This window comes from Hallerella succinigenes (genome assembly GCF_002797675.1).
GTDB classification, from domain to species: domain Bacteria; phylum Fibrobacterota; class Fibrobacteria; order Fibrobacterales; family Fibrobacteraceae; genus Hallerella; species Hallerella succinigenes.
Genome location: NZ_PGEX01000001.1, coordinates 1,946,858 through 1,959,675, shown reverse-complemented (window position 1 = coordinate 1,959,675; position 12,818 = coordinate 1,946,858). Strand labels below are relative to the sequence as shown.

The window sequence follows — 12,818 nt, the reverse complement described above, 5'->3', positions numbered from 1 at the left end:
TTTACGGCACTTCGACGCTATCGAGAATCTTCTGCACGACAGTTTCGGCAGAGACTCCTTCTGCAGCATGTTCTCCTGTAAAACACAACTATAAAACACTGAATTTTATGTGATTTTTATATATATTTCATATAGATTTCACTCATTTCAAAGAGGGCACAATGGCAAATTTGACGATAACACTGGACGACGACGACAAAAAAGGCATCGCCGATTTTTGCGAAAAGGTGGGAATAACCATCTCGGGGCTGTACAACGTATTTACCAAGCAAGTTCTACGCGAAGGGAGAATCCCTTTTGAAATTTCCATCAATCGTCCGAATCGGAAAACCATCAAGGCGATGGAAGAGTCAGATGAAATTTACGCGAAATACCAGAAGAACCCCTCGAAGATGAAGACGTATACGGTCAACGAAGCCATTCGGGAGATGAAATCTTGGTAGAGAAAGGACCTAGATACAAAATCCTATGGACATCACAATACAAGAAAGATGTCAAACGAGCAAAGAAACGGAATTACGATATGAAGGAATTGTACGCCGTTGTTTCAAAGCTCGCAAATGACGAACCTCTTGAAGACAAGTATCGGGATCATGCTCTTGGAGGCAATTGGTCCGAGCATCGGGAACTTCACATAAAGCCGGATTGGCTCTTGATTTACCGAAAGCAAGACAACGTGTTGATATTAGAACTTGTCCGCACAGGAACGCACTCGGACTTGTTTGAAAAATAAAAACTCGGTGCAACCGGCGCTCACCCCGTTGATAGGTGCGTTCGTCAGGACTTACTTCTTCTTCGCTTTTGGTGCAGGCACTTCCGGTAACATCGCATCGAGCGGGCGAGCCAGCAAAACATGGTCACAGAACTTTTCAGAACTCGACACAGCTTTAGACTTATAGTGGCTCTTTATAAGCGGAGGTAAAACTGAACGTTTCGGCTATCCGTTTAACGCGTTCGAGGTCAAAGAAATGGTCAAACAGTATATCACTGCAAAAAAAATTAGGAACGAGCGTCGCTAAAATCAGAATATTGAATCCCTACGGCAAAGGCGTTCTTAAGGTTCCCACACTAGAAGAATTTTCACGGTTACTCCAACGCAGCGTAAACATCGCACTTCCAAAATAAAACAATATATATTGAAAACGAGGTAGGTACAGATATGGCTTTACTAGTGATTCGCGGCCTTCCCCTTTTTGGCTAAACATCTAAAAAACATGCAATAATCCACAAACAAATCGCAACAGGGCCTTCAGCCCTGTTTTTTTTGTCTCACGAAAGCTGAAAACGCGAAAAAGCAGCAAAATGAGGAAGACAAAATTTATCGGGTTTAATGAGACACGAAAACCCAATAAAATCAAGGATTCCAGCCAAATTCATATACTTTTTTCTTGTCTCATTACTTCTGCTTTAGCATAGCGACGATCGCGATCCGCATTTAAATTTTGCGGCACTTCGACGCTGTCGAGAATCTTCTGCACGACGGTCTCGGCAGAACCTAGAGCTTAGAACTTAGACAAAATGCAACCGAGCGGTCTGTAAATGTGAGCCATAAGCGACTCGTCTTAACGAGTCGTGTTGGCGAAAGCGAGGCGATTTCGTAGGTTCTTTTATGCGACAGAGCCGAGCGGTCTGTAAAGGGGGAAGATTGGACTTTCACTTCGCTCAAGTCGCCTAGGGGGACAGCCCCTAACACCCCAAAATTACCAAAAATGAAAACCTAGACCTGCATAAAACAAATGAGCGAAACCTTTTTCATCAGTTTCTGCCAATTCTCCATATTTCATCATATACTTTAGTTTTAGCGATATATACGCAGCTGCGCCAAATTTTGTATCGGGATACTTTTCGAGCCAGGGACGAAATTCAATCTGCATTCCTGCCACATAAGGGTCCCACAAACCAACAAACGGAACAATCTTTAAATGCTTTACTTCAAACAAGTCAAAGCCAAAAATAAATATCCATCCGTCATCATTAAGTTTTTCATCCGAGTCTAAAGTCGGGATAAACAAGAAGCGATGAAATTGTATCGGGATTCCAATTTCCCAACCATCATTCGTCAACCAGCCTTCAATACCCAAACCACCAGTATATAATTTTTTCTTATGATAGTTCAAGAACTCCGAGTAATCCTTCAATAATTTTTCAAATCGATTTCGTTCATACTTTATCCACGGCAATCTTTCCGAATTTGGGAAATTACGCTCAAATTCTTTAAGCAATAGAATCAATTTCTCTATGCATTCAGGATTAATTCCACTTCTATAATAAAATTTATCAATCACACGATTTTCAAAAACAAATTGACCAAAAGTTGAATTTGCCAAGGAGTCACCCACATACTTGACGGCCAACTTATAAACCAAGGTTTGTTGCTCACGATCCCATGTTTTATAATGCATTGCATAGAACTTATTTTGCATTTCGTAAAAAGGCGTCATTTCCAACAGGATTTTATACAAGCCCCTTTGTTCTTCATCAACGTTAGACACAACAACTTCTTTAAGTTTTTTCTTTACTACACTAGAGTCTGTCAAATTCATATTTGCATCAAGATAATCCAGCAAGGAATCCCTAACAAAAGAATATTGCACTTTCCGTCCAACCTTTTCATACTCCCCAATCCACAAATCAAGAGCCAGGTCATAACGTTCCACCAACAAGTAGATTTGGATCAGTTCCAAGTTATCAATTGCAAATTCATCTGGAGCCCTTTCTTTTACATATTGCACAATTGAAACAACATCTTCTTTTTTCTGATTTTTTAACAATTCAAGTAAATTTTTTCTATACTCCTTGAACTGAGATATAGATTCTACGGAGTACGGAATTTCCGTACCCGCCCAAAGCCATACATTCAAGAAAAGAGTTATCCCAACAAGAAATTTCATTCTCTGCAATATAATTTCTTTCAAGAAACATCTGTTTCATCCCATCAGCCTATTCGCGGACTTCAGCAAAGCGGATCTTCCCTATTGCCATAGAAAAAGATTACGAGCGTGTCGCCGTGCATCTCATCGTAGTGGCTATCAACCCGGCAACCCCGCTGGCACAAAAAAACGCCGAAAAGGTGGTGCAATACCACCTTTTAATGAAATTTTGTTATATTTAGGGTATGAAGCGCCCAAATCTCGAAAATACCCTTGCCGAATGGCGGGCAATGCAACCCCTTAGCGAGCACGACCTATTTCGCCTGAGCCGTCGTTTTTCGGTGGATTTCAACTACAACAGCAACCATATCGAAGGCAATACGTTAACATACGGACAAACGGAACTGCTGCTCTTTTTTGGCAAGGTGGAAGGTATCGCGAAGGTTAGGGATTGCGAAGAGATGAAGGCCAGCGAAGTTTGTCTTAAAATGACTTCAGAAAAATCGCAGGACACATTCTCACCATTAACCCAAAATTTCATCCGCCAATTGCACAGGACCCTGATTCGAGAAGACTATCAAGTCCATTACACTCTTCCCGACGGGAACCACTCATCATATACAATTCATGCGGGGCAATACAAAACGCGTCCGAACAGCGTCATTACACGTTATGGGGATATTTTCACCTACGCTTCCCCAGAAGAAACTCCTGCCTTAATGGCTGACCTTGTAGATTGGTACAACGAAACGGAATCGTCAAAATCAATGAATCCTGTCGATCTCGCCGCTTTGTTCCATTACCGTTATATCCGCATTCACCCCTTTGAAGATGGAAACGGACGAATTGCACGATTACTCGTCAACTACATTCTAGCCAGGCACGGCTACCCAATGATAGTGGTCCGTAGCCGCAAGAAAAACGAATACCTTGACGCTCTACACCAATCCGATTTGGAAGTCGGCGACGCCCCTTCTGATGGAGCGCAAGCGACTCTTCGACAAATCAGGGCATTCAAGAATTATTTCAAGAAAATTTATGCCGAAGAAATCGCATACAACATAGGCTTTGTTCAGGAGCATTCACCCGATGTTTGGTGGTACGATGGGGAACGGATAACATTCCGCAGCGAGAACTCGACAAGAATTCTCGAAAGCCTATTGGACAACCCATCCATTACATACCGAGAACTACAACAAAAAATCGGGATCAACATGTCAGCCATTCAAAAACAGTTAAAAAATATGACCGACAAGGGGTATATCCTGCGGTCGGAAAACGAATGGCGAGTGATTATCGTTCCTTCTACGTAGAACAAACACCCCTACTTTTTCTTCTTCACTTTCGCGGCAGGCAGTTCCGGGAGCATAGCATCCAGAAGCTTCGCCAACAATTCGCCGTCTTCAATTTGCTCGTTAGTCACGCGGAGCATGGGCTTTACGCCGACGTAGGGCTGTAAGCTTCCCCATAATAGTTTACGGGCTGATGAACGAAATGGCCCTTGACAAATCCCACGACATTTTCCTTGATGGCGACCACATCTGCCGTATCGGCAACATCGCAAAGAAAGTGCGGCAGGCTGTTCTCTGCCTGTTAAAGACGGAAGAAGGGGAAGCGTTCACCAACATCGAACACGGCGTTCCCTGGCTTGAGAAGATAGCCGGTTTACCCGTTTCACACCTTGATGTAGCCCAGCGCATCGACGGCAGAACCATCAACGGGGATTTCTATCGATGGCGATAAACGCAGTCATTGTCTTATAGTGGCTCTTTATGATCAAAGATTAAACCTCTCATCCTCGCGCTCATCGCTCTTGCTTCGGCAACTACGGAAATTGTCACTACTAGTGTCCAGCAAGCTCGTTAGGCATTTATCGGCTTCTTCGAATTTCGATTGTTCAGGTTCCCGAGCTTTTTCGTGAAATGGACCAGAACCTTCTTGGCGCCGTCATTGTTTACATACAGGCGAAGCCTTTCGATTCGTTCGAAAAGATTCAGCATGTCGTTCATGAAATAGTGCGCGTCGCGGTAAGCGATAAGCCCACCGTCGCGATACCTGCGGACGATGCTATCGAACTGCGCGGTAAGATCTTCAAGTTTTAGTGGTTGCATGGTTATTCCCTCTTTCAGGAAATCTCCCAATGACCGCCCTTATCGCCACCTATACGGCGAACAACGTTTTTGGCCTTCAGTTTTTCGATTTCGCGTTGTACGGTTTTCGAGGACACCCCTAGCTTTTTAGATAGCTCCCTCAGAGATATTGAATTATCCGCACAGATGAGTTCGATAATCGCAGATGCCCGGCTTTTTTCTTGGACATTTTCTTGGACATTTTCTTGGACATTTTCTTGGTCACGACCATGCAAACTGGGAGTTTTTGCCTCGAAAAGCACCATGATATCGTTTGGATGCACCGTGTATTCAGGTTCAGCAATGCCATGTTCCTTGCACAACTTGCAAATTTTTTCCACACCACGGCCCCAGCTTTCTACAAAACCCGCCCTGAAGAAGGTATATGCAATATCGGGATTGTGAGGTAAAGAGCGGTGCTTTTGGAAAAGGGTTTCCGTAGTCCAACTGGGCGGAAACACGCAATCATTGCTAATGTAAAGTTTGTCCCTATACACGCTGATTTGCACAGGCACACCGACAGAAAAATCCTGGTGTATCAAGGCGTTAAAAACAGCCTCGCGAATAGCGTCTTTAGGAAACGGATAACGCTCAATACGGGTGACATTGTCATAAGAAATTTCGGCCGTCAAATACTTCGTATAAAGCAAGTCAATTACACGATCTGCTTGGATCATCAACGACCCATGTACTTCGTCTTGATAGCGCAAATCTGCGTCATTTTCAAAGAACCCGATTTTGACAAAAGAACCAGTAATCCATTTCTCAGGATTCCGATGAAAAAGCAAAACTGCCGCCCTTTTCAGCAGGGAACCATCTACCAGATTCAATTTTTCCAGCAACTGAGTCACCGAAAGTTTCAAGTCGTCAGCACTCATCCGTCCGCTTCGTGCGGCCTCGCGATAGAAAATATCAAAACTCTCTTTGTCGAGGTCGTCCACAGAAACGTTTTCCAGAGGAACCGCATCCCAGTTTTTCCCCGTCTTACGCAAAAGGAAATTAGTCAGGGTCGCACCTTGCAAAAGTTGCTTCGTGCTCCCTGAACGGTAATGATATTCGCCCTTGTAGTTTACTGGTGAGTATTCCGGAGTGAATTACACCATGAAACCGGAGTAAAGGAAACCGTCGTTCCGATTAATCGGAAACCGCGATTCCGGAGACATGGAAACCTGTCTAATTTTGGCCTGCACAATTCCGTGCGAACAAAATAGACAGGAGGTCTAATGACCAAATACCGCGAAATTCTCAGGCTGCGAAGCCTGGGATTAAGCCAGAACGACATTGCGGCAAGCTGCCAGGTGTCAAAAAAGACCGTAAACAAGGTCCTGAAACTGGCCAACGAGTACAATCTCCGCTGGCCCCTGGAAGAACGTCTCAGCGACAGGGAAATCGACAAGATCATACACCCGAACGGTAACGAGACCAGGAAAATCACCGACAGGAAGTTGCCCGATTTCGACCACGTTAAGAACGAACTGCTGCGCAACGGCGTGAACAAGAAGCTCCTCTGGGCGGAATATCTTGAAGAATGCAGGCTCGAGAACACCAAGCCGCTGATGTACTCGCAGTTCTGCCACTACATCCTGCAGGACGAACGCGTCCGCAGGGCTACAATGCACATCAACCGCAAACCCGGCGAGCAGATCGAAGTCGACTGGGCCGGAGGTCCCGCATACATCATCGACCCCGAAACGGGGGAACAGAAAAAGGCTTACGTGTTCGTAGGCGTTCTCAACTACAGCATGTATGCCTACGCGGAGGCCTTCCCGGACGAAAAACAGAAGTCATGGAACGACGCACACATCCACATGTTCGAGTTTTTCGGCGGAGTCTCGAAGATGCTCGTGCCCGACAACTGCAAGACCGCAGTGACGGGACTAGTGGCCCTCACTTCTCCGGACTGGCGGCTCCGCCGCTCCAGAATAATCAACCAGAACTTCCTTTTTGTAAAGAACTTCATTATTGTACGCTTTTTTAAGTTCATCTTCTGGCAGATTTTTTAAGAGAGTCGTCGTGAAAAAGATTTTCTTTTTGTTATTGGGATTCCGAGCATAATCGTGAATTGTCTGGCAAGACCAGAACGTTTTGCCACTTCCGGTATTCGGATCAACGAGAAGCAAACCGTTTTCGCGTCCAGAATCAATAAAATCTAAGATATTCTTTTTCATACGTCCTTTTTTATCTAGAGGAATCCATTCTAGGCAAATACACTCGCAATCAGATGTCAAAAAATGTCAAACCGGCGTTTTCCGAAAAAAAAACATTCTCTCGCCTAAAATTTTGCCGTTTTTTGCTCAATTTCGCCAATTTTCGTCTATAGAACTGCTATTTAGACGAGAATGTAAGCTTTTCAAGTCGATTATCCTTTCTTACGATTTTGCACACACGTATTCACTATTTCTACGAACGATCAAGGTTTGTTAAAATAACGCGTTCCTTGAGTTCCTTGTTAAACTGTTCAAGACGTTTTTTGAAGAATACTTCATAATCATCTTTTGTAACTCCCCAATCAGCAAGCAACTCTTGAAAAGTCGTTTTCGAATCGTCAGCATTTTCTTGGTTCGGAATGCAAATGAGATGAGTCTGTAAGGCACTTTCCAATTTCTTATTCTTTTTGAATTCCTTAATGTATTTTGACGGCGCTTTATCCTGAATTTTACGTTTGTTAAGGAAATCATCAACAATTGTGATATTGGCTATGTGATTGACTATAGAATCCTCAAAGCCACGTTTTTTCATATAGGCTTTAGGGAAGAAGTGATGGTAGTTTTTGCTATTGGCTTGTTTTAACCAGGAATTGTCTATAGTCACGAGACTGTTATCCAAGAAGGATTGCGGATGATGGTACGCTAACAGACAGAGCATACCCTTGATAAAAGCCGCTCCCGTTGAAAATCCACCATGAGATTTCAAAAAATCTTCCGAAATATCAATTGGCTCGTCGTAATCCGGCTTGTTTCCTGAAATAACAGCATCAATACGCTTGATATCTTGCGCGAGCTTTGTTTCTGTTGCTGCAGAATATCTTGAAGTCAAAACGCAACGCCAGAAAAAATCCTGCATAAACATTTGCTGTTCTGCAATAGGTTTTTCTTTGTGTTTGTAGAAGTAATATGTAAAGGGAACAAGTAACGAATCATAGGGCATTAACTGGGACACCGGAATACGGAAGAACGAATGCATATAATCAACCGATTCCTTGAATGCATTAATGATATTATCCCATTCCTTAATAATCGAGAACTTATCCAATTTTAAAATATGTTTCTTTGCACACTCTCCAACAAGACAGGCGGACACAGCTTGTAGTACTACAGCACTCGAAATGGTTTCGAAATCAGATTTTTTGAGTTCATCTACAAGTTTTTCGTATTTCTCAGAAAGATCAAAGTTAGACGGAAGATCATAGGTTTTGGCAACCATAATTTCAAATACGGAAAGCCGTTTACCGCCTTCATTCAGTCGGGTGAAAATTTCTGTTGCAATTTCAATAGGAGCATCACTTACAGAAATTATAGAGAACTGATACCCTTTTACGGCCTGACTATATGCTTCGATTTTTTCACTATAATTTGGATGTGCTATTGCAACTTTGACTGTACTTCCTAACAAATCTGTAAAACGAACCAATGTATCAGCCGGCTTCTCCTCGACATTTCCAATAACAATAGGTTCGTCTTCTTTAGCCTCAAGATCCACATAGATTTCAGAGAAATCGTCGTTGCGGTCGTCATCGTTTATTTTCAAACCTCTCATGGCAACATACAAGCTGGTCATACGTTGTTGACCATCCAACACATACTGAATCATGTCGCCATCAGGGGGCTCCGGCAAGGAAATTCCACCGACATTACGAATAGAACGTAGGCGTTCCCTAGTTTTCCAAAGAATAAAAGACCCTATGGGATAACCCTTGATAATACTATCAAGAAGTTTGACAGTCATATCCAAAGACCAAACAAACTTTCTTTGAAACTGAGGAATTTTAACACGACCTGATTCGATGTTGTTAATCAGTTCGTTGTAATTTGAAGATTCTGGTTTTGCGTTAAACATAATTTGTCTATTGGTTAATAGTTAAAATTTTTGCGAAGAAACGTAAGGCTTTCAACAACAACCTTCTCGACCTCTTCTTCGGTTTTGAATTGAACCTTGGAATAAGATGAGCCTGTGAAAGCTATTAAAAAAAAGTTTTGTTTTGGTGCAACCAATCATCTAAAGAAACTAAAGTGCTGTTATCCCGCTCATAATAACCTACATATAGAACATCATCATCTTTATTGTTATGTCGAATGTCTTTGTCCCAAATGAAAGGATATAAACCAACATATTCATTTTTATCATAGCCACCATTTTTTTCTATTCTATCATTCATTACAAAAAAAGCAAGATGTCCCTTCAACCTTTTTGTATCTCCTAAACCAACCTCCCAATTACACCATTTTGAATCAAATGATTCTTCTGTACCGATAAAAATAAACCTATTCGAATGCTTTATTTTACTGATTAATCTCTTTGCCGTTTGTGGACTTGTTATTGATGGCATAAATGAATCAAATTCGTCAATATAGACATTTACTCCGTATTTTCTGGTCAAAAAAAGAGCTACACAATATGCATATTTAAGATTTTTATGGCTATGCGACAAAAAAACAGATGTTTTATTGCGATTATTCAACTCAATATTTTGTTTTAGTTCCTCATTTAGTTTATTACAAAGCTCTTTATACGATGTAAAATTTTCATCAAATTCAATTTTATCCGAGTAGTGACTATAAACATCCTTGAGATTGCCAACATGCAAAGCTCTAAATTGATTTAGAATAGATTCAATATTATTTTCACACATAGAAACCTTTACTAAGTTCAATATTATTAGTGTCCGGTAAAAAATATAGCCAAAAATAGAGGCATCATCAATATGTGTGGTAGCATTTAGGCAGCCTTGCTAGATGATTCTCTCGATTCCGATTCCCATTCGTAGGCTATCTTTACATCGACATAGGAACAGCTCAACATTATCAGCGACAGCATGTTGTTCATGTTCCTGAAGCCATAGGCAGTCCGTATCAGTAGCTTTATCTTGTTGTTCGTCGCCTCGATCCTTGCGTTTGACACGCCCAGCCTGATTGTGTTGAGGATTCCGTCGTAGTTACGCTTGATCTTTGCGTACAGATCCTTGACTGAGCCGATGCGTGAGTGGCTTGCACGCCACAGCCACCTGTCCAGATTTTCCCTGGCATCGTCATAGCCCATCTTCAGGATGATGCGCAGTTCCTCCTTGAGCTGGTATGCCCTGTAGAGACGCGGATAGCGGCTTGCTATGAGTTCTATTTTTCTCTGCTGGCTTTCGTTAAGGTTCTCTGGAGCCTTGCCCAGAGCGTACCTGGAGTTCTTTATCCCCTCCGCGGTGCGGTCCTTCGGGACGCTATCCTTCGTGGGCCTGCCTCGGCCCCGTTTCTGATTGCGGTTTTCCTTGCGGGCCTCCTTCCAGGCTTCCACACGGACCTTGTCCAGGGCTTCTGTCGCCCACTGTACGACATGGAAGCTGTCCACGCACCGTTCGGCATTGGGCAGGAACTCCTCGATGCTTGACCTTATCCACTTGGCTCCGTCACAAGTCACAAGCTCCACGCCCTTGCGCTGCTCTTCGCTGAGTTCCCTCATGAAGAGGTCCAGCACCTCCTTCCCGTAGCCCTCGTGGACCCAGATCACGCAGCGCCTGTCGTGATCCACTACCACCGTTATGTACTTGTGCCCTTTCTTGTAGCTGGTCTCGTCGATGCCTATGCGCCTGAAGATGCAGCCTGCCTTGATCGGCCTTGTGTCCAGGCGATCCCATACGCGGTCGGCAATTTCCCCCACGGTATTCCAGGCGATGCGTAGCTGCTTTGCGACAGCCTTTTTCGACATGCTGCATACGGCCCATGCGACCTGCTGCTCGAAGGCGTCGGTGAAGCCTGACCTGTGGCTTGCCCACGGCACCTTCACCGTTTTTACGCCGCATTTCTTGCACTTCACCCTGTAGGTGTCCATCCTGATGAAGCCCATCTTCGTGCCGAGATCGAGCGTCCGCCATACCCTCTGTTCCCGGCCGTTGTCGTAGAGCTTCCCTTTTCGCCCACAACAGCCGCACCTGCTGGCGTTGCCCTTGGTGAGTCTTACCGTGATGGTGACCGTGGTGTCGGTTTGCTCCTGCTTGACGACTGAACAGCCGTTGACATTGAAGATGGATTTGTATAATTTTGACATGGGCTTTTTCTTCTGTTTTTTTTGGCGATTAAATTTTAGAAAATAGCCCATTTTTTTTGTTTGATTTAGGCGAAAGTCAACAAAAAAAGGGTGGCGAAGCCACCCACACATGTTGATGAAGAGCCCAAAAATAAAAATGGCAGGTTCCTCAGGCGAAGAACCTGCCCGTTTTGTTTTTACCTTGTAATTACCACAAAACAAAGGGAAACAAAACGCTATGGCCAAAAGTACATTTTTTACCGGACAGCCGGTCTTCGCGCAACTCTGCAAGTATCTCGACAGGGACGAAATCCTCAGAATCAGCACGGAATCCGGCGGAGAACGCTACAGGAAGTCCTTCGACGCATGGACTCACCTGCTTTCGATGCTCTATGCGGTCGTGATGCGGTTCGATTCCCTGCGGGAGATAGAGGCGTCTGCGCTGACATTCGTGAGCAGAATGCCGCACCTGCAGATGGGCTGCGTGCCCAAGCGGAGTACGCTGGGGGACGCCGGCAATTTTCAGGCAATATGTCCGCTCGGTTAGTTTAGTTTAAAGTTAGTATGTCATACTGCTTTTTGCAAGTGGATTCGATGTTTTAGGCTGACGGTTTCATCAATTTTGTAGAACTTTCTCCTTCCCCCAAAGCGTTCTGGATGCAGTTCCCTGGACCTTTCCAGCAACGCATTTCTGCGGTCGAGAATCTCCTGGTGGTAGCCAAAATGAACGGCGCACGGCGGCAGCAAATCCAGTCCGGAGTGCAGATGTTCGTTGTTGTACCAGTCCACAAATTCCACGACAAATCGTTCTGCGTCCTCGATAGTCATGAAGTATTCCGGATATACCACACGACTTTTCATCGTAGCAAAAATGCTCTCGGCAAAGGCGTTGTCGTTACTCGTATGCGGCCGGCTATGGCTTGACATCACGTGCAGCTTTTCAAACAAAGATTTAAGATCCTTGCTGCGCATGGGTTTCCCGTTGTCCGCATGGACCAACAGAGATACGTTTTCGCCGGGGCAATATTTTTGTAGAGTCTCCGCAAAGAGCATCTCCGCCAGTTTTCCATCTTCTTTTGTATGCAGACTCCATCCGACGATGTACCTCGAATACATGTCGATAATCAAGTAGAGGTAATAGTACTTCCCGGTCACTTCGGAATGGAGCCAGGTAATGTCCCAACACCAGACCTGGTTCGGTCCTTTCGCTGAATATTCAGGCCGTTTACGCCGCACAATATTGCGGTCGGCGACTCTGCCTATGCCTTGATAATAAGCTTTCATAACGCGTTCGCAAGTCGACGGCGAAGCAATGTAGATTCCTTGATCCATAAGCTTTGCATGGGCGATATTCAACGGGAGGTTACGGTATTCTTCCCTCGTAAAGTTTTCGATAATCGAGGCTGTTTCTTCCAGGGAAAGCCGTTGTGAATTGTTTTCACGATAGCCACCTCGGTTGTCCGCAACATTCCTTCGCCAGCGCCTGTAACGACGTTCGCAAAGACCGATTACATCGCACGCCTTGGAAAGCCTTGCGCCATTTTGGATAGCCTCCTCGATGGCCGCAAGGATTTTCCGTTTCTTTTCC

13 protein-coding genes and 1 pseudogene are annotated in these 12,818 nt (G+C 44.2%); 6 read left to right on the top strand and 8 right to left on the bottom strand.

Annotation, left to right across the window (positions count from 1 at the left end; genetic code table 11):
* The first annotated feature begins 161 nt into the window (after positions 1–161).
* A complete protein-coding gene (locus tag BGX16_RS08935) occupies positions 162–443 on the top strand; it encodes a type II toxin-antitoxin system RelB/DinJ family antitoxin (RefSeq protein WP_100425729.1) in 282 nt (93 codons plus the stop codon).
* Entirely contained in the window at positions 437–733 is a 297-nt protein-coding gene (locus BGX16_RS08930; protein ID WP_100425728.1) for a type II toxin-antitoxin system YafQ family toxin, read from the top strand. The genes BGX16_RS08935 and BGX16_RS08930 overlap by 7 nt, the downstream gene beginning before the upstream one ends.
* Positions 734–1,700: 967 nt before the next feature.
* Here the strand turns inward: BGX16_RS08930 and BGX16_RS08925 are convergent.
* Complete coding sequence (locus tag BGX16_RS08925; RefSeq protein ID WP_100425727.1) at positions 1,701–2,891, bottom strand: hypothetical protein; 1,191 nt, start codon at positions 2,889–2,891, stop codon at positions 1,701–1,703.
* A 224-nt stretch (positions 2,892–3,115) separates the two neighbouring features.
* Here BGX16_RS08925 and BGX16_RS08920 point away from each other — a divergent pair, with 224 nt between their 5' ends.
* Together BGX16_RS08920 and BGX16_RS14875 are read left to right on the top strand one after the other, a co-directional pair.
* The gene (locus BGX16_RS08920; RefSeq protein WP_100425726.1) at positions 3,116–4,183 is read left to right on the top strand and encodes a Fic family protein; all 1,068 of its coding nucleotides are present in this window, start codon (positions 3,116–3,118) and stop codon (positions 4,181–4,183) included.
* A 172-nt stretch (positions 4,184–4,355) separates the two neighbouring features.
* Positions 4,356–4,613: a hypothetical protein gene (locus tag BGX16_RS14875; protein ID WP_198514961.1), complete on the top strand. Its 258-nt coding sequence runs from the start codon at positions 4,356–4,358 to the stop codon at positions 4,611–4,613.
* A 119-nt stretch (positions 4,614–4,732) separates the two neighbouring features.
* On the opposite strand, the gene BGX16_RS08910 is transcribed toward BGX16_RS14875, so the two are convergent.
* Positions 4,733–4,981 (bottom strand): hypothetical protein, encoded by a 249-nt coding sequence (locus BGX16_RS08910; protein ID WP_100425724.1) that lies wholly within the window; start codon positions 4,979–4,981, stop codon positions 4,733–4,735.
* Positions 4,982–4,995: 14 nt separating this feature from the next.
* The gene (locus BGX16_RS08905) at positions 4,996–6,021 is read right to left on the bottom strand and encodes an ATP-binding protein (protein WP_100425723.1); all 1,026 of its coding nucleotides are present in this window, start codon (positions 6,019–6,021) and stop codon (positions 4,996–4,998) included.
* A gap of 201 nt (positions 6,022–6,222) precedes the next feature.
* Here BGX16_RS08905 and BGX16_RS08900 point away from each other — a divergent pair.
* Positions 6,223–6,870: pseudogene (locus tag BGX16_RS08900) on the top strand (transposase); the annotation flags it as partial.
* A gap of 6 nt (positions 6,871–6,876) precedes the next feature.
* Here BGX16_RS08900 and BGX16_RS15250 read toward each other — a convergent pair.
* The 4 genes from BGX16_RS15250 to BGX16_RS08885 form a co-directional block, all read right to left on the bottom strand.
* Positions 6,877–7,167 (bottom strand): DEAD/DEAH box helicase family protein, encoded by a 291-nt coding sequence (locus tag BGX16_RS15250; protein ID WP_420866601.1) that lies wholly within the window; start codon positions 7,165–7,167, stop codon positions 6,877–6,879.
* Between the two features lie 232 nt (positions 7,168–7,399).
* Entirely contained in the window at positions 7,400–9,055 is a 1,656-nt protein-coding gene (locus tag BGX16_RS08895) for a DUF262 domain-containing protein (protein WP_100425721.1), read from the bottom strand.
* A 124-nt stretch (positions 9,056–9,179) separates the two neighbouring features.
* Entirely contained in the window at positions 9,180–9,848 is a 669-nt protein-coding gene (locus BGX16_RS08890; RefSeq protein WP_157797950.1) for a toll/interleukin-1 receptor domain-containing protein, read from the bottom strand.
* An 86-nt stretch (positions 9,849–9,934) separates the two neighbouring features.
* A complete protein-coding gene (locus BGX16_RS08885; RefSeq protein WP_100425318.1) occupies positions 9,935–11,251 on the bottom strand; it encodes an ISL3 family transposase in 1,317 nt (438 codons plus the stop codon).
* Positions 11,252–11,468: 217 nt separating this feature from the next.
* Here BGX16_RS08885 and BGX16_RS08880 point away from each other — a divergent pair, with 217 nt between their 5' ends.
* Positions 11,469–11,777 carry a DUF4372 domain-containing protein gene (locus BGX16_RS08880; RefSeq protein ID WP_100425718.1) on the top strand — a complete coding sequence of 103 codons (309 nt, stop codon included), beginning with the start codon at positions 11,469–11,471 and terminating at the stop codon, positions 11,775–11,777.
* Between the two features lie 20 nt (positions 11,778–11,797).
* Here BGX16_RS08880 and BGX16_RS08875 read toward each other — a convergent pair whose 3' ends face one another.
* On the bottom strand, positions 11,798–12,802 hold the full coding sequence (locus tag BGX16_RS08875; protein ID WP_255404509.1) for an IS3 family transposase: 1,005 nt from the start codon (positions 12,800–12,802) through the stop codon (positions 11,798–11,800).
* Positions 12,803–12,818 lie beyond the last annotated feature (16 nt).

Excerpts from the sequence above, each read along its gene's own strand:
- BGX16_RS08935 (WP_100425729.1), top strand. The coding sequence starts at position 162 with ATGGCAAATTTGACGATAACACTGGACGACGACGACAAAAAAGGCATC.
- BGX16_RS08890 (WP_157797950.1), bottom strand. The coding sequence starts at position 9,848 with ATGTGTGAAAATAATATTGAATCTATTCTAAATCAATTTAGAGCTTTG.
- BGX16_RS08920 (WP_100425726.1), top strand. The coding sequence starts at position 3,116 with ATGAAGCGCCCAAATCTCGAAAATACCCTTGCCGAATGGCGGGCAATG.
- BGX16_RS08925 (WP_100425727.1), bottom strand. The coding sequence starts at position 2,891 with ATGAAATTTCTTGTTGGGATAACTCTTTTCTTGAATGTATGGCTTTGG.
- BGX16_RS08880 (WP_100425718.1), top strand. The coding sequence starts at position 11,469 with ATGGCCAAAAGTACATTTTTTACCGGACAGCCGGTCTTCGCGCAACTC.
- BGX16_RS14875 (WP_198514961.1), top strand. The coding sequence starts at position 4,356 with ATGAACGAAATGGCCCTTGACAAATCCCACGACATTTTCCTTGATGGC.
- BGX16_RS15250 (WP_420866601.1), bottom strand. The coding sequence starts at position 7,167 with ATGAAAAAGAATATCTTAGATTTTATTGATTCTGGACGCGAAAACGGT.
- BGX16_RS08885 (WP_100425318.1), bottom strand. The coding sequence starts at position 11,251 with ATGTCAAAATTATACAAATCCATCTTCAATGTCAACGGCTGTTCAGTC.
- BGX16_RS08895 (WP_100425721.1), bottom strand. The coding sequence starts at position 9,055 with ATGTTTAACGCAAAACCAGAATCTTCAAATTACAACGAACTGATTAAC.
- BGX16_RS08910 (WP_100425724.1), bottom strand. The coding sequence starts at position 4,981 with ATGCAACCACTAAAACTTGAAGATCTTACCGCGCAGTTCGATAGCATC.